Raw genomic sequence first — 20815 nt, 5'->3', positions numbered from 1 at the left:
TTAAATAAACTGCTGACGGCTGTGCACCCCGCACTTTGCGTGGGTTAACTCGTCACTGGCTTTGGCGTAACTGGCATAGACGCTGCAACCATCACTGAGTAACGTGCCTTTGCAGCGGGATTTGAGCACAGTCTCTGTAGTAGCAAACTGAATTTGTCCACCCGATTAGAAATAATTTGCTGGGTTCACGAAAAAACGAATGTCTGTCAATAAGGCAAAGCCGACGTTCGTTTTACTCTTCAATCATAGCGTTTATCGGCTGCTTTTCGCTCAAAGCTGTCTTTGATATCAATGGATGATTGCTGCAATTGATAGTCCTTGAGTGTTAAAGTTATGGACTACAGAAATTGCAACCAGTGGTCCATTTAAAGTGAAACAGGTGGTAATTTAGTGTGATCTTTTACAAAAAACACAACACTTACTAATACAGGACAGACTTTTATGCACCCCTTTGACATCTTACCCCTAAGCGCAGGTCAGCTGCTATTTACCCCCTGCCCCGGCACTAAAGGCGTAGGCCTGAACGAAAGCATTGCCCAGCTAAAAGCCGCCGGAGTAACCGCCATTATTACGCTAATGCCAGAGCAAGAGTTAGCACAAAATAATGCCGATAACCTAGGCGCAATATGTGCCGGACTCGAGATAAAGTGGTTTCAACTGCCGATAGCAGATGACTGCGCCCCAGATCAAGCCTTTCAGCACGCCTTTGCCGACCACAAAGCAGAGATATTGGCTTTACTGCAGGCAAATCAAACCGTGGCGATTCATTGTAAAGGCGGCTCGGGCCGCACCGGTTTAATGGCGGCGATACTGATGTTACAACTGGGATACAGCAAAGCCGATGCCATGGCCAAAGTTCAGCAGTTACGGCCAAAAGCCTTGTGCCACCCGGTGCATCAGACCTACTTTGCCAATTTCAGCGCTTGATAGTGTGATAGTGGCTTGAGCTTGGGTGTTGGGTATACTAGACTCTTCCCGTTACGTTATAGGTAACGCCTTATTGCAAAGGACATTGCTTGATACAAAGTTTTAAATCTGCAGTCTTACAGCAACTATGGCTAAGCGGCGATGTGACCCTGCTGCCAAACACCTACGTTTATCAGGTGATTGCGATACTGGATGATTTAGACGATGCCGCTTCAGTCAAAGATTTTGAATTATTAGGCGGTTTTGAATTTAGCCTGCATTCTCCGGGCTATTGGGCCGTAACGGTCACAGTGAATAATGTTGAACCTATAGGCTCTGTAACCTGCTACTTCACGGCAGGCCAGGTTTATGATGTTGATTTGAATGAGTTTCAGTGAGGTGGGTATGGCGGTATTAACACGAAGTGCAAACTTAGTAGTGCAACACCCCGGGCAGGTTTTGCTGCAACGGTGCCTGCAACCGCATAACCTTAGCATTGCTCATGCCGCCGAAAAACTGCATATCAGCCGTAAACAGCTATCGTTGTTTGTAAATGGCCACAGCTCAGTCTCTGTGTTGCTGGCTAAAAAGCTGGAGCTGGGCACAGGTATCAGCGCACAGTTTTGGCTAAACCGCCAACAAAAATATGATCTGCATAAAGCAGCCAGCCTGAATGTGGTGGCTGAACCGCTTTACCACTACGGCTAGCTGCTAAAAGGATTATATCGATGACCATACTATGCCGCTGTCACTGGGTCGATTTAACCAAACCCGACTATGTTGCTTACCACGATACCGAGTGGGGGGTGCCGGTTTATGACGATAACAGGCTGTTTGAGTTTTTAACCTTAGAAGCTGCTCAGGCAGGCCTCAGCTGGTATACGGTGCTGAAAAAGCGCGATAACTATCGCGCCGCTTTTGCTAATTTTGATCCGGTTAAAGTGGCGGCCTTTGATGACGCCAAAGCCGCCGAGTTACTGCAAAACCCCGGCATTATTCGTAACAGGTTAAAAATTTCCGCTGCCATTAATAACGCTGCACGCTTTTTAGAAGTACAAGCTGAATTTGGCAGCTTTAGTGATTACCAATGGCGCTTTGTTGGCGGTAAACCGCAGCAAAATAGCATAAACAGTCCGGCCGATTATCGCGCCACCAGCCCGGAGTCGGATGCCATGAGCAAAGACTTAAAAAAACGCGGTTTTAAGTTTGTCGGCTCCACCATTATCTACGCCCATATGCAGGCCTGCGGCATGGTCAATGATCATCACCAAGATTGCTTCAGGCGTAGTCAGGTCTAGATACGCCAGCTTGCCACCAACCGACCTACTTTACCTTAAACTTGGCTTTTTTAATGGGGGCTGTTTTCAGGTTGCCCAGCACTAACTCGGCTGGCAGGGCAAACGAAAAACTGCTGCCCCGGCCTGGCTCACTGAAAATCATCAGCTGGCTGTTATGCCGCGACAGCACATGTTTTACGATAGCCAAGCCCAAACCGGTACCGCCGGTATTGCGCGCACGCGCCTGATCAACCCGATAAAAGCGTTCAGTTAAGCGTTTAACATGATGCGGTGCTATGCCTTCGCCGGTATCATTTACCGCAAAAATGGCACGCTGATGTTGCCGCTGCCAGCTAACACTGATATCACCGCCATCCGGCGTATACTTAATGGCATTGGTTACCAGATTAGAAAAGGCACTGCGCAGCTCTTCGGTCACTCCGGTCACCTTTAAGCTGGGATCAATATTAAAACTAATGTTGTGCTGCTTTTCATGGTTCAGCGCTTGCGCTTCCTGCTCCAGCGTGGCTAACATCGCCGGCACATCCACTTCCTCATCAAACTGCACCCGGGCTGAGGCCTCTATCCGAGATAAGGTTAACAGCTGCTGCACCAGGCCATCCATGCGCTTGGTTTGTTCCAACATCACATTGTGCGCTTTTTGCCACATCGCCGGATCTGGCAAATGCTCTGCATCTATCACTTCTAAATAGCCCTGCAACACCGTTAACGGCGTGCGTAGCTCATGCGACACATTGGCGACAAAGTCTTTGCGGATTTGCTCGAGTTGCTTTAACTGGGTGATATCGCGCACAATCAGCAGGTATTGCTCACTGCCATAAGGCATCATTTTGCATTCCAGTACCAGGTTATGGTTGGCGCTGGCGCTAATTTCCAGCGGCTGCTGAAACTGCTTTTGTCTGAGAAAACTTTGAAACTCCGGGTTACGCACCAGGTTATCGATACGCTGGCCTTCATCACTGGGCCAGCGCAGCCCTATTAGCAACTGTGCCAATTTATTACACCAGACAATAGTCCAGTCACTGGTCAGTACCACCACCGCCTCAGGCAAGGCTTCGGCGCCATCCCGAAAGCGCCGTACTAAATTACGTAACTCTTTCCGCTTTTTGCGCTCGCGCCGCTGCTGATAGTAAATGCCATCAAAAATTTGCTGCCAAAAGCCTTTGCCATCGGGCGGCGTTAACTTGCGGTCATGCCACAACCAATTGGTAATTAAAAACAGATGATGATAATGCGAAGCCAGTAACACTAAGCTGAGCAGCAACATAAACAGCATGCTCAGGCCAAAAGGCCAGCCGGCTAAGGCTGCGAGAGAGTAAAAAAGGAAGAATTTTGCAAAAATCTTCCCTTTAGAAAGCTGTGGCCGCATAACACCTACTTCGCAGAAAAGCGATAACCAGAACCTCGTACGGTTTGTACCAGCCTATCATGACCCGCAACAGAAATCGCCTTGCGTAAGCGACGGATATGCACATCTACCGTGCGATCTTCTACATAGACATTAGTGCCCCAGACATGATCAAGCAGCTGCTCACGGCTGTACACCCGCTCTGGATGAGTCATAAAAAAATGCAGTAGCCGAAATTCCGTCGGCCCCATATCTAATGCCTGCTCTTGCGCCATCACCCGGTGCGATACCGGATCCAGCTTTAAGCCTTGTACTTCTACCACATCATCCAGGCTGGTCGGCGCGACCCGGCGAATCACCGCTTTAATCCGCGCCATCAACTCTTTGGGTGAAAACGGCTTAGTCACATAATCATCGGCGCCGACTTCCAGGCCACGTACTTTATCTTCTTCTTCGCCACGGGCGGTGATCATAATAATGGGGATATTACGGGTCAGCTCGTGTTGTTTCATTTTTTTAGCTACCTGAATACCGCTGCCACCGGGGATCATCCAATCCAGTAGCACCAAGTCAGGGTAGGGTTCTACCAACTGATTAATAGCGCCATCAAAATCTTCGGCCACCGAGGCCTGATAGCCGTTTTGCTCCAGTACAAAACACAACATATCACGGATTGGTGCTTCGTCTTCTACTACCAGTATTCTTCTTGACATAGTGACTCATCCAACTAATTAGCCTGCACTAAGTATGGGCCCATAATATGACACTTTTATGAAAAGGCAGAACAATATACTGCTGATTAACAGATTATTATCCTATGCCGCTGCAGTTGCACAGCGCAAAGTACGCGCACAAAAAAGCCCGCAATGGCGGGCTTTTTCAGTAGAGCAGTGCTTAGAAGCTGTACACTAAACCTAAAGACAAACCTGCAGCAGTCTCACCGGTGATGGTTGAAAGCTGAGTATCACGGCCACCGGCTGATACACGGTAAGCAGCATTTGCGTCGTTAGAGGTAATACCGTAAGCGGCATACATGGTCAGGGCACGGCCGAAGTTACGGTCAACACCTACTACTAACATGTTAGCACCAGAATCAGCCTGGTCGTTGTCAGCGGCAATGTAGTACTGACCACGTAAGGTATATACGCCCATCTTGTAGCTGGCACCTAAACCGTATACTGAACGGTCACCACCAGGCACATCACTGGCCGTCTGGTACATACCAGATACACGCAGGTCGCTGCTGATATCATAGTAAGCACCGATACGAATCGCATTAGGGTCTAAATCGTTAGTGCCTTCGAAAGTTTCATAAGCAATAGCTGCATAGAAGCCTTTCACTTCATAAGATACTGACATGCTGGTTGATTCACGGGTGTTATCCACAGTCGCGCCAGTGTTATTGTGCGGCGTGTAGTGCAAATCAAATACAAAATTGTTCACTTTAGGGCTGCGGTAATGCACGCCGTTTCTGTAACGCTCGTCAAATACGTTACCGATATTGGCATTAGTACTACCAGAGGTGCTGGTACGGGTCAGGTTACGGATATCACCCATGCGATCACCGAACATATCCACTTTGCCGCGTACTGCTTTTAATGGTGTATCAAACTGACCTATACGTACCTGACCAAATTCACCACGCACACCAACAAAAGAGTCACGTGAGGCATAATTACCTGAGCCTTCGTCAAAACGGATATTTTGCTCAATCTGCATAAAGGCTTCTAAACCGCCATCCAGTTTAGTACTGGCACGGAAACCTAAACGGCTTGAGTTAGATGATACGTTTAAACCAGCATCATCACCGTTATCCAGGTGATCTACTGATAAATGGGCACGACCATAAATTTTAACGTCGTTCGCCAGCGCAGGCACAGCCAGACTACCGAGTACCGCTGCAGCGATCAAACTGAATTTTATTGCTTTCATGTTGCTCTCCAGAGAATTAATTTTTATGCACCTTGTGTTTGGTGACATCATTATGCATAGACAAAATGACAATAACATGTCTTATAAATGACAGTTTTGTGACAACTGAAATATCATCAGCACAGGCACAAAAAGGGAAGCTTCAGCTTCCCTTTTAAATATCTAGATCAAGAACTTGCTGCTTAATATTTAACCGTAACGGCCAGTGATATAATCTTCGGTTCTTTTGTTTTGTGGGTTGGTGAACACTTCGTTAGTGGCGCCAATCTCGATTAAATCACCCAGGTGGAAAAAGGCAGTTCTGTCAGATACCCGCGCCGCCTGTTGCATGTTGTGCGTGACGATAACAATAGTAAAGTTTTGCTTTAACTCGTCAATCAGCTCTTCAATAATAGAGGTAGCAATAGGGTCTAATGCTGAGCAGGGCTCATCCATTAAAATCACATCCGGGCTGACGGCAATGCTGCGGGCAATACATAACCGTTGTTGCTGGCCACCAGATAAACCGGTACCAGGCTGATCCAACCGGTCTTTCACTTCATTCCACAAACCGGCGCGACGCAGGCTTGATTCAACCACATCGTCAAGCTCTGATTTGCGTGATGCCAGGCCATGTAAACGTGGGCCATAGGCGATGTTTTCATAAATTGATTTTGGGAAAGGGTTTGGCTTTTGGAACACCATGCCCACCTGCGCCCGTAGTTGCACTACATCCAATGAAGGGTCATAAATATCACGGCCATCCATTTTAATACTGCCGGTAACCCGACAAATATCAATGGTGTCATTCATACGATTTAAGCAACGTAAAAAAGTCGATTTACCACAGCCAGACGGGCCGATAAAGGCAATCACTTCATTCTCAATAATATCCATATCAACGCCATGTATGGCTTCATTAGCGCCATAAAACACTTTGACGTCGCGGGCTGTCATTTTTACTTTACCGCTGTTATTTGTCTCGTTTACTGTCATCGCTTTATCCGCCATGCTGTCATCTTGTTCAGTTATTAGGGTTGGGTTGCCAGTGAAGTTCATCTGAGTTTACCAACGTTTCTCATACTTTTTACGCAGCCAGATGGCCAGTGCATTTAACGATAGCATTAATGCCAACAGCATGATAATGGCCGCAGAGGTACGGGCTTCAAAGAAGTTACGCAGCTCATTACCCTGCCACAGGAATATTTGTACCGGTAATGCCGTAGATTGCTCAAAAGGGCTGGTCGGCACCTGGGCCACAAAAGATTTCATACCTATCAGCAGTAAGGGTGCCGCTTCACCCAGCGCCTGAGCCACACCAATAATAGCGCCGGTTAAAATACCCGGAATGGCCAGCGGCAACACATGGTGAAATATCGCCTGCATTTTTGAAGCACCCAGGCCCAAGGCTGCTTGCCGGATAGACGGCGGTATCGCTTTTAACGTAGAGCGGGTAGCAATAATTACGGTAGGCAGGGTCATTAAACTCAGTACCAGACCACCCACAACCGGCGCCGACATCGGCAGGTTAAACCAGCCAATAAAGACTGCTGCCCCCAGCAAACCAAACACGATAGAAGGTACTGCTGCCAGGTTATTGATATTCACTTCAACCAAATCAGTAATTTTGTTCTTAGGAGCAAATTCTTCTAAATAAATCGCCGCTGCCACCCCCATAGGTACCGCCAGGAAAATCACAATCAGCATCATATATAAGGAGCCCATAAAGGCACCGGCTAAACCGGCAGAGGCCAATGAACTGCGCGAATCGGGGTTCATAAACAAGGCGAAGCTGAAACGGTTTTTAATGATGCCCTGCTCAGACAGCATTTCTACCCACTCCCGCACCTTGGGGCTTAACTGCTGCTGTGCATCAGCTAAGCTGCGGTCAATGTTACCTTTAAGCCAGACATCAATATTGGCATCAGTAAGCAGGTGTAACTTTTTGGTCTGGCCAATCACATCCGGGTTATCAATAATCAACTGGCGCAGCGCAAAGCGCTCACCTGAAGTAACAATACGCTGCAGATCACGTCTATGCTGGTCAGCATCGGGCAGCAACTTGTTCAGGCCTTCAATAATTAACCGGTTAAAGTTAATCATGCCGACTTCAGACTGCCATTCAATATCGCGCTGGCGGAAGTCATTATCAGTTTCATCCGGGCGTTGTACGGGTTTGTCACTGATCTGGATAATCTGTGGATCAAAGTAAATGTCCAGTGTGATGGCCGATTGCCAGAATGCCGGTAAGCCTTTAGAAAAAATATTGATAAACAAAATGGCTACCAGCGTCAGGCTGATTACCACGGCGGTCAGGCCAAAGCTCTTAAATATTTTTTCCTGGTGGTGGCGTCGCTTAAGCGAGGCCGCGACAATTTTTTGGGTTTTGCTCAGTAGCAACGGCGCATTATCCGCAGAACCGTTGGCTGATGTGCTATTGATGTCAGTCATAAGTTACTCGTATTGTTCACGGTATTTACGCACTATTACCAGCGCCACGACGTTCAGTAGCAAGGTAATCACGAATAGGGTTAAGCCTAAAGCAAAGGCTACTAACGACTGCGGGCTGGCAAAATCGTTGTCACCGGTTAACTGGTTAACAATGGTAACGGTTACCGTCGACACCGCTTCAAAGGGGTTGGCCGTCAATGCCGGGCTGTTGCCCGCGGCCAATACCACTATCATGGTTTCACCAATGGCGCGGCTGGCTGCCAATAACACAGCACCGACGATACCCGGCAGGGCTGCCGGTAACACTACCTTGCGAATAGTTTCAGATTTAGTGGCGCCAAGGCCCAGCGAGGCATCTCGCAGTGCTTTGGGCACCTGAGTAATAATGTCGTCCGATAAAGACGAAATAAAAGGAATAATCATGATACCCATCACGACACCTGCTGTCAGCGCTGAGGTGGCGCGAATGGTCAGGCCGATGCTGGCGCCAAAGTCGGATAAAAAGGGCCCGACGGTCACCAGCGCGAAAAAGCCATAAACGATGGTTGGGATACCCGCCAGTACTTCAATAATAGGTTTAGCGGTAGCGCGAAAGTTTGCCGGCGCATATTCTGCCAGATAAATCGCCACCATTAAGCCCAGCGGAATCGCCACCAGCAGTGCAATAGAGGCCACTAACATGGTGCCGGATAATAAAGGCAGTAAACCAAAGCTACCCTGACTACCGGTTAACGAGCCTTCGGTAATACCACCAGTGGAGAATCTGGGGTTCCAGGTGGTGCCAAAGAAAAATTCTGCTGGCGGTACAAAGCTGAAAAACTTCATGGTCTCGCCGACCATCGACAGCACTATGCCAATGGTGGTTAAAATCGCTATGGTAGAACAAATCACCAGTATGGCTTTTACTGTGCGTTCAATTTGATGACGGGCACGCAGCTGCGGTTGAATACGCTTATAGCTGAAAAACAAGCCTGTAACGGCAATAGCGGCAATTAAGCCGGTTAACATAGCCGCACTGAGTGACTTTAACTGCTGCATATAAGCAGCCGCCGCCAGCTCCCACTGCTCAGCCTCGGCGACAATACCAAAGTTGGATGACAGGTTGCTGATCCGGCGCATAATGGCATTAGCGTTCATGCCATCCTGCCCCAGTACCTCAGCCGGTAATTGCGCGGCTACCATGCTGCTTATTACACCAGGTGCCAGCATGGTCCAGAGAATTAAGATAAAAAACGCCGGGATAACGGCCCATAACCCCACCATCATGCCGTAATGGTGTGGTCTCGAGTGCATTTTCTGCTGTGGGTTGATGGTCGCTACCCGTTTACTGCGCACCATGCCCAGCTGATAGCCGATAGCCATCAATACCAGTAGCAGTACTAATAACGAAAAATTACTCATGCTTGCTCCATTCGCCGATACCCTGTCCCTTACGGGCGCTAAATCGATTATTTGTCACGCCGCTAGCTTAACGCCGCCACATTGCAGTTTTATTACAGCAGCAGTCACATTTGCAGATTGTCATATTTATGAAATAAAAATGAGGACCCGAAGGTCCTCATTGCAACAACGTAATTGGTATTACTTACAGTGTTTTCTTAGCACGGATATTGGCCAGGATTTCTGCACGCTCTTTGTCGTCAAGTGGAATTAAACCAGCGGCCTCCAGCGGGCTACCAAAACCTGAAGCCGCTTCTGATACAAAGTACTCAGCAAATTGCTGTAAGCCAGGGATAACACCGATGTGCTCACCTTTAACATAGAAGAACAGTGGGCGTGATACCGGGTATTTACCGGCAATGATGTTATCGATAGTAGGTACAACACCACTTACTGTAGCTACTTTAATACGGTCACGGTTTGATTCATAGAAGCTTAAACCAAACACGCCTACTGCGTCTTTTTGTGCTTGTAAGCGCGCCAGGGTTTCAGTGTAATCACCGGCAATTTCTACTACGCGACCATCAGTCCGCATCGCTAAACAGAAATTGTTTTGCTCGCCGCTTGGTAAAGCTTTTACTTCAGCAAAAGTTTTACACCCTCTCAGGATCACGTTTTCTTCGTACACTTCACGGGTACCGTGGTTAGAACCAGGAATCGCTAATAAGATAGACTGGTTAGGCAGAGACTTATCAATCTGATTCCAGTTTGTGTATGGGTTAGCAACCATCTGGCCATTTTGTGGCACTTGTGCAGCCTGAGCCAGAAACACGTGCTCTGGCTTTAATTTGAAATCGCCAGCATCAATACGTGAGGCGAACACGATACCGTCATAACCGATTTTCACTTCAATAATCTGGTTAACACCGTTCGCTTTACAGGTATCCACTTCCGCCGGGCGAATAGCACGTGAAGAGTTGGCGATATCAATAGTGTTGATACCCACACCCTGACAGAATTGACGTAAACCACCGCCTGAACCACCTGAACCCACAACCGGAGTACGGAACTGCGCAAAGTTATTACCGAATTCTTCAGCAGCGATAGAAGAAAATGGTAATACAGTTGAAGAACCGGCCACCTGAACAGTGTCACGATTAGCATGAGCCTGACCTGCGAAGGCCAGTGATACGGCGGTAGCGACTACCAGTTTAGTAAGCTTATTCATTTTCATTACCTCAGTCCTCGAATCATTGTTTTGGTTAACGCTACTTAGTGTGCGATAGTTTTATTGCAGGAATATTACAGTCAGCACATTAATTTATTTTATTTAAGTATCTAATTTTAAATGAATTTAAATTTACTGCAGCCCAGTGCCAGCTGCTCAGCTACTGCCGTTAACTGTCCACTGGCCGCAGCTGATCGCTCTGCACCAGTACTGAGCTGCCGAATATCATCATTTAAAACATTAATGCCATCAGCGATACCGGCAGCGACTTGCTGTTGCTCATCAGTGGCACTGGAAATTTCAGCATTTCGCTGCACTATCTGTTTAACGGCGGTAGCAATTTGTTTAAACATCAGATCGGTCTGGCGCGATTGACCGACACTCTGCCTGGCCTGCTCGGCGGCTTGCTGCATAACGATCACCGCCGCATTGGCTTGTTGCTGTAACTGACCAATCATGCTGCGAATAGATTCTGTTGCCTGCTGGGTATTGGCCGATAAAGTACGTACTTCATCTGCTACCACTGAAAAGCCGCGGCCGGCATCACCAGCGCGGGCAGCCTCTATGGCTGCATTTAACGCCAGCAAATTGGTTTGCTCAGAAATTTTGCGGATCACCTCCAGCACACTGGAAATTTGCGTAGAATCTTGCTGTAGCTGTGTAATGACACTACTGGCCTGCTGCGTTTTTTGCTCTAGTTGCTCTATAGTGCTCATACTGTTAGCGGCAACAGTGCTGCCCTGAGTACTACATTGCTCAGCTTGCTCAGCACTGTCTGCCGCGCAGCGGGCATTAGCTGCCACCTGGCGAATGGCCATACTCATCTGATCCACTGCGGTGGCCAGTTGCGTCGCCTGATCGGCCTGACGGCCTGAACCCTGCCGAACTTCGTCACTGACCGTCAACACCTGCTCAGCTTGCTCTGTTAACGCCTGACTGCTTGAGCCCAGCCCGCTGATCAGTTGTGAAAAATGCGCCAGCATTTGGTTTAACGCTCTGGCCGCATCAGCAATTTCATCCCTACCCTGCGTATTGGCTTGCAGGCGTAAATCGGAATGCTCGGCCACGTTGAGCAATAAATCCCGTAATTGATTTAGCGGCTGTGATACTGAGCGGGTAATCGCCCAGATTAAGCCGCTCATTAACAACACTAATAACAGAGCACCTAACAGATATCCCTTAACCAGCCAGCCGGTAAACTGAGCAGATTGATCGCGCACTTCGGCGCCGGCAGTAATTTGTTGCTGCACAAAGGCATCAGCCAGATTGCCAAAGTGACCAATTTTTTGCTCCACTTCATTATTAACCGACGACTCGTTCAAAATACGCACTAACAGCGCATCAGAGCCAGCATAAGCAATCCACTCTTCATACATAGCCAATACTCTGGCAAAAGCTTGATCCAGCTCCTGATACTCCGGCAACTCTGCATCGCCCGGGCGCTGTGCGCTGAATGCCTGCCAGTGCTGTTTGGCGCTGTCCAGTTGCTGCAGCACGGTATTACGGGTGTTTTCAGCCGAAGCCCAGCCAGTACGGTATTTACGCAGTTCGGCCAGACCCGATTGCTGCACAATTTTTTGCGCACTCATAATGTCTGCCAGGATCACCAGATGCTCGTCATATAAGGTATAAAACAGCTTATCTTTGGTTTGTGCTACCCAAAAACTGGCCAGCAATACAAGCAACAGGAACAGCAGCGGTGTCCCACCCAATAACACTAATCGTTGAGAGATTTTAAACGACGCTAACATAGCGAACTCCTGACTAACGCTGGCATACGCTAAGTTTAAGATGCCAAGATGGCATTTTTATGACAGTAGGCATTGCTGTCATAAAACGGTCATTTGACATATGGCTTTTCGTATATATGATAAATCGAATGTTTAGCTGCCTGGAGTCACACCATGACGACTAAAAAAGTGATCTTTGTCTGTACCGGTAATTCTGCCCGCTCGCAACTGGCTGAAGCGCTGTTTCGTAATACCGTCGGCGATAGCTATCAGGTATGCAGTGCCGGTACTGAACCCTGTGACATTGACCCAAGGGTGTTTACGGTGCTGGAAAATCGTCACATTCCTGCCACTAACCTTAGCAGTAAACCGCTTTCATCCTTTGCCGCTGAGCAATTTGATGTCGCCATAGTGCTGTGCGACAAAGCGCAACAAACCTGTGCTGATCAGGTAAATGCCAATAAAATTCTGCACTGGGATTTTGCCGATCCTAAAACCAAAGAAGGCTTAAAAGCCTTTGATGTAGTGTTAAACGAGCTGAATGATCGGATTAATATGTTCTTAATGTTTGATAAAAAAGAGCGTTAAGCCAGATGCAAGCCGTAGACTGGTTTAAAGCCCTGGCCGACGATACCCGTTTAAAAAGCCTGTTACTGATTACCGAGCAGCAAGAGCTCTGTGTCTGCGAGTTGATGGCAGCGCTGGAGGAAAGCCAGCCAAAAATATCCCGTCATTTGGCGCAATTACGCAAAGCCAATATTTTACAAGACAGACGCAGCGGCCAATGGGTGTTTTACTCGCTGCACCCCGAGCTGCCTGATTGGGCCTTAGCTATTTTGCAACAGACACTGGCAGCACATCACGGCTACCTGCAGCAGGCTAAACAACAACTGTGTTTAATTAACCCTCGCCCGGTAACGAGCAGGTGTTGTTAAAACAAATAAATGCGTAAACGGATTAAGGATTTTGATATGACAATTAAAGTGGGCATCAATGGTTTTGGCCGAATTGGCCGCTTAGCACTGCGCGCGGCCTTTGACTGGCCTGAGTTAGAATTTGTGCAGATAAACGACCCGGCCGCTGATGCTGCTACCCATGCCCACTTGCTGAATTTTGACTCTGTGCACGGCATTTGGCGGCATAACGCCACAGCTGATGGCAATAACATACTGATTAACGACAAAGTCATTGCGGTAACCCACAATAAAAGTATTGCCGATACCGACTGGTCAGGCTGTGATCTGGTGATTGAAGCTTCTGGCAAAATGAAAACTGTCGCCGTATTACAGGATTATTTGGCGCAAGGCGTTAAACGGGTTGTGGTCAGTGCACCGGTAAAAGAAGCCGGCGCGCTTAATGTGGTCATGGGTGTCAATCATCAGCTGTACGACAAACACAAGCACCAGATCGTCACCGCGGCCAGTTGTACCACTAACTGCCTGGCACCTGTGGTTAAAGTGATTCATCAGCACCTGGGCATTAAACATGGCTCTATTACCACTATTCATGATTTGACCAACACCCAAAGTATTATGGATACGCCACATAAAGATTTACGCCGCGCCCGCGCTTGTGGCAGCAGCTTAATTCCTACCACGACCGGCTCAGCCACCGCTATTGTTGAAATTTTCCCTGAGTTAAAAGGCCGCTTAAATGGCCATGCAGTGCGGGTGCCGCTGACCAATGCCTCCCTCACAGACTGCGTGTTTGAAGTAGAGCGTGCCACCACCGCAGCAGAAGTGAACGCGCTGTTTAAAGCAGCCGCTGAGGGTGAGCTGAAAGATATTTTAGGCTATGAAGAGCGGCCACTGGTATCGATAGATTATAAAACCGACCCGCGCTCCAGCATTATTGATGCGCTGAGTACCATGGTGATTAATGGTACCCAGGTTAAAATTTATGCCTGGTACGATAATGAATGGGGCTACGCTAACCGTACCGTTGAGCTGGCACGCATGGTTGGCTTGTTAGATAAAGCATAAAAGTAACCATAAGAGTAGGGTAAACCGCACTATGCTGTTGTCATCACTGTCTCCGCAAATCCGCCAGTACTTGCTGGTAACCGGCAATTACTGGGCCTTTACCCTTACCGATGGCGCCTTGCGCATGCTGGTGGTGCTGCACTTTTATAGCCTGGGCTATAGTGGCCTGAGTATTGCCATGCTGTTTTTGTTTTATGAGATTTTTGGGGTGATCACCAATTTAGTCGGTGGCTGGCTGGGTGCCCGCATTGGTTTAAATAACACCATGAATATCGGTCTGCTGCTGCAAATTATTGCGTTATCAATGCTGCTATTACCGGCACAATACTTAATTGTGCCCTGGGTGATGGCGGCACAGGCATTATCTGGCATTGCCAAAGACTTAAACAAGATGAGCGCTAAAAGCAGCATTAAAATGCTGGTATCACAAGAGGCGCAGGGCACCCTGTTTAAATGGGTAGCGCTTCTGACTGGCTCAAAAAATGCGTTAAAGGGTCTGGGCTTTTTTATTGGAGGCCTGCTGCTGACACTGCTCGGCTTTCAGCTGGCTATCTTAAGCATGGCATTGATGCTATTGGCTGTGTGGCTATTTAGTCTGGTTAAATTGAAGCAGGATTTAGGCAAAAGCAGTGGCAAACCCAAGTTTACCGATATGCTATCCAAAAGCCGGGCCATTAACATTTTATCCGGCGCGCGCATGTTGCTGTTTGCTGCCCGTGATGTCTGGTTTGTCATAGCGCTACCTTTATTTCTGGCCAGCCAGTTTGGATGGGATCATTGGACAGTCGGCGGCTTTCTGGCGTTGTGGGTGATAGGTTATGGCGGCGTACAGAGTATTGCCCCTAAGCTATTAGGCAGCAAGCTACCCGATGGCAAAACCGTCACCTTGTGGGCGGCGTTACTGTGCGCCATACCGGCGTTAATTGCACTGGCACTGCATTACCACTGGCAGATTGAAGCGGCGCTACTGGGCGGTTTACTGTTATTTGGCGTGGTATTTGCGATTAATTCTGCGGTGCACAGTTACTTGATTGTCAGCTATGCTAATAGTGACGGGGTTTCTATGGATGTGGGCTTTTACTATATGGCCAATGCCATGGGCAGGCTACTGGGCACAGTGTTATCAGGCTGGTTGTTTCAAACGGCGGGTATAGGCGCCTGTTTATGGGTCTCCAGTGGCTTGTTGTTAGTCACCGTTTTTATTTCCAGCAGACTGGCCCAGCCAGCCGCCAGGGCATGAACTTTTGCATGAGCATAAGCTTAAATTTTTTCATCAAAAAGTCGCCAATATGCAAAAAAGCTACTAGAGTAAAATAACCCTAGTTGAGCTGTTAGTGTGTTATGCCGAAAAAAGATGTCCTGCATGCGCCTTTTCCAGATTCACCCACGCTGTCAATTCAGCGATTAAAAGCCAAACGCTTACTGCAAATTATTAGCCTGACGTTTTTTGGCTTACTATTTGCTGTGGCTGTGGCCAGAGGCACCACGCAATTTATCTTACTTGCTGGTTGCAGCAGCCTGGCAATAGCTGGTTGGTGTGCTTATCAGAAAAAAATCGATCTGGCCAGCAGCTTACTACTGTGGTCTATGGCACTGATGTTGTCAGCATTAGCCTACGTGTCGGGAGGCATCCGCGATCTGGCCTTAATGGGCTATCCCGGAGTATTAATTTTTGCAGTGATCTTAGGTAATAGCCGGCTATTTTTCACGTTATTTGCCTCTATGGTGCTGTTTTGCGGTTTACTGACCACGATGACACTGAGTGGCGACTTAACACCGCAAATCCCGGCCGTGACCGCCGCGCATTTTATATTTGTCAGTGTTATTTTGCTGGTCACCGGTAGCAGTGTATATTTGCTGTATCGCGACCATCGCCGCCTGCTTGTATCGCTGGAGCAGGAAAATCAGCGGGTACGCCAAAGCGAGGCGACCATAGCCCGCTTAGCACATCACGACCCGCTCACCGATTTACCCAACCGCATTTTATGCCAGCAGCTGTTTCAACAACTTTATCAGCAATGTCTGGAAGGCGATCAGCAACTGGCCTTGCTGTTTTTAGATCTGGATAATTTTAAACCAGTTAATGATTCGCTGGGTCATGCCGCAGGTGATTTATTGTTAAAACAGCTCGCCTTGAGATTAAGTAGCTTGCTGGGGCCAGATGACGTGCTGTGCCGTTTTGGCGGTGACGAGTTTTTATTGTTGCACCCCGGCACTGGCGAACATAGTACCCTGGCACTGTTAGCGCAACAAATACTGGACCAGACCACAGCACCCTTTTTTATTATGCAAACTCAAATTGAAATTTCCGGCTCTGTCGGGCTGGCCATAGCGCCTAAAGATGGCAGTAGCTTCAGCCAGTTATGTAAGCATGCAGACATGGCGATGTATCAGGCAAAAGCCGACGGGCGCAACGTGTTCCGGTTTTTTCATGATGATTTAAATAAAGCCAGTATCGACAAATTTAATTTATTACAACGGATGCGCCAGGCACTAAAAGATGGCGAGTTTAACCTGCATTACCAACCCATTATTGATCTTAAAACAGGGCAGGCAAAAGGCGCTGAAGCCCTGTTGCGCTGGCCACAATCCGATGGCAGTTATCTGGCACCTGATCAGTTTATTCCACTGGCAGAAAGCAGTGGTTTTATTCAGGAGTTAGGACAATGGGTACTGCAACAAGCCTGTCTGGCCTGTGGCCGCTGGCAGCAGCAGGGTTATAGTCAACTTAACGTCGCCGTTAATTTATCCTATGTGCAATTTCGCAGTGGTCAGCTCGAAGCCAGCGTACAGCAGGCATTAAATACCGCAGGCATTGCTCCGCAGTTACTAGAATTAGAGTTAACTGAGTCTTTGCTGATTGGCGAAGGGGATAGCATTCAGCGCCAACTGAATTCATTCAGTGAACTGGGGGTCAGTTTTTCTATTGATGATTTTGGCACCGGCTACTCTAACCTTGGATATTTACGCCGCTTTAATGCCTCCAGGCTTAAAATTGATAAGTCCTTTATATTGTCGCTGTGTTTATCGGAGCGTGATGAACCCCTGGTGCGGGCTATTATCCAGCTGAGTAAAAGTCTGGGCTTAAAAACTGTGGCCGAAGGTATTGAGGATCTGGCGACATTACAACGGTTAACCCTGCTCGGTTGCGATGAAGGCCAGGGCTTTTATTTTGCCAAAGCCCTGCCAGAAGCTGATTTACTGGGCTTTGTCAGTAGTCTGGAGCTGGCAAAAGTTGAAGCCTGACCCATCCATTTGACTATAACGACGTATAAAGTGGTCAAAGATTTCTGCTTTCAGGCAAATTATGACAAAACCCGTAATTGTGATTACCGGCGCTGGTCAACGCGTTGGTCTGTTTTGCGCCCTTGCGTTACAACAGCAAGGCTATCAGCTAGTCATTAGCTATCGCCGCTTAAGCCCCGGCGTACTTCAACTACAACAAGCCGGGGTGCATTGTATTCAGGCTGATTTTACAGAGTTAGCACAAGTGGCCGCCTTTATTGAACAACTGGCGCCCTACCCCAGCATCAGAGCCCTTATTCATAATGCGTCCAGCTGGCAGGCTGATTTACCTGCCCAAGGCTCTGACTCCATGCAAGGTTCAGTCACCGAGCAACTGGTGGCAGATGCGGCGCTGTTTGATGCGATGCAACACATCCACGTTAAAGTGCCCTATCTACTAAACCGGGCGCTGCGTTCCAAGCTTGAGGCCAGTAAAACAGGTGCCGACATTTTGCATTTAACCGACTTTGTTGCCAGTGTCGGCAGCAACAAACACAGTGCTTATGCAGCCTCTAAAGCCGCGTTGGAAAACTTAACCTTTTCACTAGCGCGCCAGTTAGCCCCCGGCATAAAAGTCAATGCCATTGCCCCTGCGCTGCTAATGTTTAACGAAGCTGATGATGAGGCTTACCGTCAAAAAGCGCTGACCAAATCGCTAATGCAGATTGAGCCTGGCGCAGCAGAGGTCTTAAATACCATTAGTTACCTGCTAAACAGCCAATACATTACTGGGCGGGTATTGGCATTAGATGGTGGACGCCAGCTTAAACTCCCCTAAAGCCAGCGCTTTCATTTTGGCAAAAAAAAAAGGCGTGCTGCTGCACGCCGTTTTTAAAATAGATTTCAGACTTTCTTCACCCAGGCGGCACACCAACCTTCGTTGGCCACCAATTTGCCCGGGAATATCGCGCAAGGACGCCATTCCTGACCATCTTCGCCCTGGATAAGATTACAGTTACCACAATTCTGGCCTTCTACTTCAGATTTATGGGTGTAACGCATGGCAGCTGCCATTGGGTCATCCAGTTTAACTTTTTCTGCGGCAAAGGCACGTAAACTGACACCACCCAAAGTCATACCTATTAAGGTGCCGGCCGAAATTTTAAAAAAGCTGCGTCTATTTACATTGCTCATATCACTCTCCTGCATTTGTTATGGTACATCATACGCCAAATATGCCGCTGCGGATTTGACAGATATCAACTAAATACGACTAAAAATAACACAAATGGCGGCTTAGCAGTGAATTACCTGGTTTTCGTCTGGTTATCCACTACCCAGCGCCCCTGTTCGCTACGACGAGCTGTAACAGACATAGCCATCACCGCAGACGAGTTGCTATCAGCTAATCGATACCGCTCGGAGGTGGTTGGCACCCGGGCACCAAAGAGTTGCTTAAACCACCACCAACAGCGCTGCCACCAGGCTGGCTGATACTGTTGCAATGGCACGGTAATGGATAACTCGGTGATGCCCAGATGTTCAAGCCGGCCCAGGCTTATGGCTAAATCAATGGCGTCGACATCGGTTAATTGCTCAAGCTGTTGCAACTGGCCAGAAAAATCTCGCCAGGCCGCCACCTGGGTAAGCTGAAACTGCGCATCGGCTGTGACCACATCGGCCAATACAGAGTCGAGCAACTGCTGCAGACAGAACCATCCCTGTCGCTGCGGCCTACTCAACAAGATGCCAAGCTGTTTCATAGCCAGATTAACTTTTCGCTGCCGGACTTTTACCGCCCGGCTCTGCCGTTTGAATGGCACTGGTCAGTAGTGACAATACCCGGGCTAAGCCTTCTGGGATCTCAGACTCACTGGCTTGCACGGTAATATCTAGCTGGCCACTGCGGTTAGTAGCGGATTCCTGCGAGGCTTTGCTGGAAATAGAACCTTTCACTGACGCACTGACCCAAGGGCTTAGCGCCTTGCCTGAACTGACACTGGTATCTATCGATCTCTCGGTCGCCTTGGCATCCCGGTATGTCTGGCTGATTTCAAAACTAAACTTTATGGTCAATGCATCAATACGCAAATGCGGCACCGGCACCATAGCTAATAACGGTGCAGCTACCTGCACCGAATTCTGATTGCCATCGGCACTTTTCTGTTCAACGGCAAAATCCACCGTTATCGGCTTACCATTTTCAATCATGCTCTCGATAAATTGCCGGGTACTTTCCGCAGCAATACGCTGGGCTTTAACGGCAGCCACCAAAGGTGTTGAAATTAAATACTCTAACGGCAGTCCCTGAAATTCGGCTCCGATTAAGCTCTTTTCCATAACAAACTCCTGTTGCTATTTAGTTAAGGTTATCAGTGGGTTCAGCCTCATCGGCCACAGCTTCAGACGATACAGAGGGGCTGGGTTGAGCAGGTGTCACCGGGCTGATTTGTGACATGTTGCTTAAAGTACAGAGCAACTTATCCAGACCCGATGGCAACGGAATGGATTTGACATTAATACTGATTTTTATGGCCGATTGTGACTCGCGATGCTTCGCAGCTTCATTGCTGTTAGGTGAGACGATATCGCCCTCAATATTGACCGGTTTATCCACCAAAAACCAGGGGCGCTGAAACCGATCACAGCGATTACCTGCAGTAGTCATATCGGTAGATACGTCGGCGCTTTGCCGGATCTGTGCCTGGCGTACCACTCTTTTAGCCGACATTTCCAACTGAAAATTAGCCGAATCTACTGCCAGTGGCGAAATAGGGACCAATGCCAATGCCGGCACCGACAGCATTTGCGTTTCGCCATCTTGAGTAAACTTAAATTGCATACAATAAGGGTGGCCATCTTTTTCGGCGGAATCATGCGGGTAGCCAAGCTGCAACAGTAAGTTTAAAAATGAGCGGGCAGAATGCAGCTGCGCTTTAAGAATAGAATCGAGCGGTGCCAGTAAGGCCTGCTCAAGGGTCAGACGGCTGAGAGATAACTCATCCCCATCAGGCGCTGCTTGAGCGTCATCAAGCTCATTATCTGCCATAAAGTCAGTTCTCCGGCAACATTGGTAATGGGTACCAACGCCAACGGCTTAACTTCTGGCGACGAAATACTATTCACCAAAGAGCCTAGCACCAATTTCTAAAGCCGACCACTTTGTCGGCTTATTTAAATGACTCGGGTAGCTTTAGCTTTTCAAACAATATGCCCGCTAAGGTGCGGTTGTTCACATTAAGCTTGCGTAAAATCGCCGACACATGTTGTTTAATGGTGGTTTCCTGCACGTTCATTTCATAGGCAATTTGTTTGTTTAGCAGGCCATCCGCAATCATTTTTAATACCCGGAATTG

Annotated in this window: 24 protein-coding genes; 10 read left to right on the top strand and 14 right to left on the bottom strand. The window is 48.2% G+C overall.

Translation table 11 applies throughout. The annotated features are described in order from the left end of the window. Complete coding sequence (locus V7D78_RS04195) at nucleotides 1-129, bottom strand: IS66 family transposase (protein ID WP_442886497.1); 129 nt, start codon at nucleotides 127-129, stop codon at nucleotides 1-3. 312 nt (nucleotides 130-441) lie between these two features. Between V7D78_RS04195 and V7D78_RS04190 the strand changes: the two genes are divergently transcribed. The 4 genes from V7D78_RS04190 to V7D78_RS04175 all read left to right on the top strand — a co-directional run bounded on the left by V7D78_RS04190 (nucleotide 442) and on the right by V7D78_RS04175 (nucleotide 2204). Continuing rightward, nucleotides 442-927, top strand: a complete 486-nt coding sequence (locus V7D78_RS04190) for a phosphatase domain-containing protein (RefSeq protein ID WP_333607173.1) — start codon at nucleotides 442-444, stop codon at nucleotides 925-927. Nucleotides 928-1016: 89 nt separating this feature from the next. Next, on the top strand, nucleotides 1017-1304 hold the full coding sequence (locus V7D78_RS04185; protein WP_333607172.1) for a hypothetical protein: 288 nt from the start codon (nucleotides 1017-1019) through the stop codon (nucleotides 1302-1304). Then, on the top strand, nucleotides 1291-1614 hold the full coding sequence (locus V7D78_RS04180; RefSeq protein ID WP_333607171.1) for a HigA family addiction module antitoxin: 324 nt from the start codon (nucleotides 1291-1293) through the stop codon (nucleotides 1612-1614). The genes V7D78_RS04185 and V7D78_RS04180 overlap by 14 nt, the downstream gene beginning before the upstream one ends. 20 nt (nucleotides 1615-1634) lie before the next feature. Further along, the gene (locus V7D78_RS04175) at nucleotides 1635-2204 is read left to right on the top strand and encodes a DNA-3-methyladenine glycosylase I (RefSeq protein WP_333607170.1); all 570 of its coding nucleotides are present in this window, start codon (nucleotides 1635-1637) and stop codon (nucleotides 2202-2204) included. A gap of 25 nt (nucleotides 2205-2229) precedes the next feature. Here V7D78_RS04175 and phoR read toward each other — a convergent pair whose 3' ends face one another. The 8 genes from phoR to V7D78_RS04135 form a co-directional block, all read right to left on the bottom strand. Further along, nucleotides 2230-3573, bottom strand: coding sequence for a phosphate regulon sensor histidine kinase PhoR (phoR, locus tag V7D78_RS04170; RefSeq protein WP_333607169.1), 1344 nt, complete (start codon nucleotides 3571-3573; stop codon nucleotides 2230-2232). 5 nt (nucleotides 3574-3578) lie between these two features. Beyond that, entirely contained in the window at nucleotides 3579-4265 is a 687-nt protein-coding gene (phoB, locus tag V7D78_RS04165) for a phosphate regulon transcriptional regulator PhoB (protein ID WP_333607168.1), read from the bottom strand. Nucleotides 4266-4446: 181 nt separating this feature from the next. After that, nucleotides 4447-5484, bottom strand: coding sequence for a porin (locus V7D78_RS04160; RefSeq protein WP_333607167.1), 1038 nt, complete (start codon nucleotides 5482-5484; stop codon nucleotides 4447-4449). Between the two features lie 189 nt (nucleotides 5485-5673). Then, a complete protein-coding gene (gene pstB, locus V7D78_RS04155) occupies nucleotides 5674-6459 on the bottom strand; it encodes a phosphate ABC transporter ATP-binding protein PstB (RefSeq protein WP_333607177.1) in 786 nt (261 codons plus the stop codon). 69 nt (nucleotides 6460-6528) lie between these two features. Beyond that, nucleotides 6529-7914: a phosphate ABC transporter permease PstA gene (gene pstA, locus V7D78_RS04150; protein WP_333607166.1), complete on the bottom strand. Its 1386-nt coding sequence runs from the start codon at nucleotides 7912-7914 to the stop codon at nucleotides 6529-6531. A 3-nt stretch (nucleotides 7915-7917) separates the two neighbouring features. Beyond that, nucleotides 7918-9315 (bottom strand): phosphate ABC transporter permease subunit PstC, encoded by a 1398-nt coding sequence (pstC, locus tag V7D78_RS04145; protein WP_333607165.1) that lies wholly within the window; start codon nucleotides 9313-9315, stop codon nucleotides 7918-7920. Between the two features lie 184 nt (nucleotides 9316-9499). After that, nucleotides 9500-10522 carry a substrate-binding domain-containing protein gene (locus tag V7D78_RS04140; RefSeq protein WP_333607164.1) on the bottom strand — a complete coding sequence of 341 codons (1023 nt, stop codon included), beginning with the start codon at nucleotides 10520-10522 and terminating at the stop codon, nucleotides 9500-9502. A gap of 116 nt (nucleotides 10523-10638) precedes the next feature. Then, complete coding sequence (locus V7D78_RS04135) at nucleotides 10639-12273, bottom strand: methyl-accepting chemotaxis protein (RefSeq protein ID WP_333607163.1); 1635 nt, start codon at nucleotides 12271-12273, stop codon at nucleotides 10639-10641. Nucleotides 12274-12426: 153 nt separating this feature from the next. Between V7D78_RS04135 and V7D78_RS04130 the strand changes: the two genes are divergently transcribed. From V7D78_RS04130 to folM, 6 genes are all read left to right on the top strand, one after another. Beyond that, nucleotides 12427-12840 (top strand): arsenate reductase ArsC, encoded by a 414-nt coding sequence (locus tag V7D78_RS04130; RefSeq protein ID WP_333607162.1) that lies wholly within the window; start codon nucleotides 12427-12429, stop codon nucleotides 12838-12840. 5 nt (nucleotides 12841-12845) lie between these two features. Continuing rightward, the gene (locus V7D78_RS04125) at nucleotides 12846-13187 is read left to right on the top strand and encodes a metalloregulator ArsR/SmtB family transcription factor (RefSeq protein WP_333607161.1); all 342 of its coding nucleotides are present in this window, start codon (nucleotides 12846-12848) and stop codon (nucleotides 13185-13187) included. Nucleotides 13188-13223: 36 nt separating this feature from the next. Then, entirely contained in the window at nucleotides 13224-14234 is a 1011-nt protein-coding gene (locus tag V7D78_RS04120; RefSeq protein ID WP_333607160.1) for an ArsJ-associated glyceraldehyde-3-phosphate dehydrogenase, read from the top strand. 31 nt (nucleotides 14235-14265) lie between these two features. Further along, nucleotides 14266-15474: an organoarsenical effux MFS transporter ArsJ gene (gene arsJ, locus V7D78_RS04115; protein WP_333607159.1), complete on the top strand. Its 1209-nt coding sequence runs from the start codon at nucleotides 14266-14268 to the stop codon at nucleotides 15472-15474. 101 nt (nucleotides 15475-15575) lie between these two features. Further along, entirely contained in the window at nucleotides 15576-17480 is a 1905-nt protein-coding gene (locus V7D78_RS04110) for a putative bifunctional diguanylate cyclase/phosphodiesterase (RefSeq protein WP_333607158.1), read from the top strand. 61 nt (nucleotides 17481-17541) lie between these two features. Beyond that, complete coding sequence (gene folM / locus V7D78_RS04105; protein ID WP_333607157.1) at nucleotides 17542-18297, top strand: dihydromonapterin reductase; 756 nt, start codon at nucleotides 17542-17544, stop codon at nucleotides 18295-18297. Between the two features lie 65 nt (nucleotides 18298-18362). Here folM and V7D78_RS04100 read toward each other — a convergent pair whose 3' ends face one another. The 5 genes from V7D78_RS04100 to V7D78_RS04080 all read right to left on the bottom strand — a co-directional run. Next, nucleotides 18363-18653, bottom strand: a complete 291-nt coding sequence (locus V7D78_RS04100; protein WP_333607156.1) for a high-potential iron-sulfur protein — start codon at nucleotides 18651-18653, stop codon at nucleotides 18363-18365. Between the two features lie 113 nt (nucleotides 18654-18766). Next, on the bottom strand, nucleotides 18767-19222 hold the full coding sequence (locus tag V7D78_RS04095; protein ID WP_333607155.1) for a hypothetical protein: 456 nt from the start codon (nucleotides 19220-19222) through the stop codon (nucleotides 18767-18769). A gap of 7 nt (nucleotides 19223-19229) precedes the next feature. Further along, nucleotides 19230-19799 carry a DUF2589 domain-containing protein gene (locus V7D78_RS04090; protein ID WP_333607154.1) on the bottom strand — a complete coding sequence of 190 codons (570 nt, stop codon included), beginning with the start codon at nucleotides 19797-19799 and terminating at the stop codon, nucleotides 19230-19232. Between the two features lie 19 nt (nucleotides 19800-19818). Beyond that, nucleotides 19819-20508 carry a DUF2589 domain-containing protein gene (locus tag V7D78_RS04085; RefSeq protein WP_333607153.1) on the bottom strand — a complete coding sequence of 230 codons (690 nt, stop codon included), beginning with the start codon at nucleotides 20506-20508 and terminating at the stop codon, nucleotides 19819-19821. Nucleotides 20509-20629: 121 nt separating this feature from the next. Next, nucleotides 20630-20815 (bottom strand): response regulator transcription factor (locus tag V7D78_RS04080; protein ID WP_333607152.1); only part of this gene is annotated, 186 nt, incomplete at its 5' end.

Source organism: Arsukibacterium sp., assembly GCF_036735525.1.
In the GTDB taxonomy this organism is placed as follows: domain Bacteria; phylum Pseudomonadota; class Gammaproteobacteria; order Enterobacterales; family Alteromonadaceae; genus Alishewanella.
The sequence above is the reverse complement of the archived record's forward strand: the minus strand, read 5'-3'. Positions and strand labels throughout refer to the sequence as shown.

What these genes read in the sequence shown, in the direction of transcription:
- V7D78_RS04190 (WP_333607173.1), top strand. Translation starts at nt 442, where the DNA reads ATGCACCCCTTTGACATCTTACCCCTAAGCGCAGGTCAGCTGCTATTT.
- V7D78_RS04180 (WP_333607171.1), top strand. Translation starts at nt 1,291, where the DNA reads ATGAGTTTCAGTGAGGTGGGTATGGCGGTATTAACACGAAGTGCAAAC.
- V7D78_RS04175 (WP_333607170.1), top strand. Translation starts at nt 1,635, where the DNA reads ATGACCATACTATGCCGCTGTCACTGGGTCGATTTAACCAAACCCGAC.
- phoR (WP_333607169.1), bottom strand. Translation starts at nt 3,573, where the DNA reads ATGCGGCCACAGCTTTCTAAAGGGAAGATTTTTGCAAAATTCTTCCTT.
- phoB (WP_333607168.1), bottom strand. Translation starts at nt 4,265, where the DNA reads ATGTCAAGAAGAATACTGGTAGTAGAAGACGAAGCACCAATCCGTGAT.
- V7D78_RS04160 (WP_333607167.1), bottom strand. Translation starts at nt 5,484, where the DNA reads ATGAAAGCAATAAAATTCAGTTTGATCGCTGCAGCGGTACTCGGTAGT.
- pstB (WP_333607177.1), bottom strand. Translation starts at nt 6,459, where the DNA reads ATGACAGTAAACGAGACAAATAACAGCGGTAAAGTAAAAATGACAGCC.
- pstA (WP_333607166.1), bottom strand. Translation starts at nt 7,914, where the DNA reads ATGACTGACATCAATAGCACATCAGCCAACGGTTCTGCGGATAATGCG.
- pstC (WP_333607165.1), bottom strand. Translation starts at nt 9,315, where the DNA reads ATGAGTAATTTTTCGTTATTAGTACTGCTACTGGTATTGATGGCTATC.
- V7D78_RS04140 (WP_333607164.1), bottom strand. Translation starts at nt 10,522, where the DNA reads ATGAATAAGCTTACTAAACTGGTAGTCGCTACCGCCGTATCACTGGCC.
- V7D78_RS04135 (WP_333607163.1), bottom strand. Translation starts at nt 12,273, where the DNA reads ATGTTAGCGTCGTTTAAAATCTCTCAACGATTAGTGTTATTGGGTGGG.
- V7D78_RS04130 (WP_333607162.1), top strand. Translation starts at nt 12,427, where the DNA reads ATGACGACTAAAAAAGTGATCTTTGTCTGTACCGGTAATTCTGCCCGC.
- V7D78_RS04125 (WP_333607161.1), top strand. Translation starts at nt 12,846, where the DNA reads ATGCAAGCCGTAGACTGGTTTAAAGCCCTGGCCGACGATACCCGTTTA.
- V7D78_RS04120 (WP_333607160.1), top strand. Translation starts at nt 13,224, where the DNA reads ATGACAATTAAAGTGGGCATCAATGGTTTTGGCCGAATTGGCCGCTTA.
- arsJ (WP_333607159.1), top strand. Translation starts at nt 14,266, where the DNA reads ATGCTGTTGTCATCACTGTCTCCGCAAATCCGCCAGTACTTGCTGGTA.
- V7D78_RS04110 (WP_333607158.1), top strand. Translation starts at nt 15,576, where the DNA reads ATGCCGAAAAAAGATGTCCTGCATGCGCCTTTTCCAGATTCACCCACG.
- folM (WP_333607157.1), top strand. Translation starts at nt 17,542, where the DNA reads ATGACAAAACCCGTAATTGTGATTACCGGCGCTGGTCAACGCGTTGGT.
- V7D78_RS04100 (WP_333607156.1), bottom strand. Translation starts at nt 18,653, where the DNA reads ATGAGCAATGTAAATAGACGCAGCTTTTTTAAAATTTCGGCCGGCACC.
- V7D78_RS04095 (WP_333607155.1), bottom strand. Translation starts at nt 19,222, where the DNA reads ATGAAACAGCTTGGCATCTTGTTGAGTAGGCCGCAGCGACAGGGATGG.
- V7D78_RS04090 (WP_333607154.1), bottom strand. Translation starts at nt 19,799, where the DNA reads ATGGAAAAGAGCTTAATCGGAGCCGAATTTCAGGGACTGCCGTTAGAG.
- V7D78_RS04085 (WP_333607153.1), bottom strand. Translation starts at nt 20,508, where the DNA reads ATGGCAGATAATGAGCTTGATGACGCTCAAGCAGCGCCTGATGGGGAT.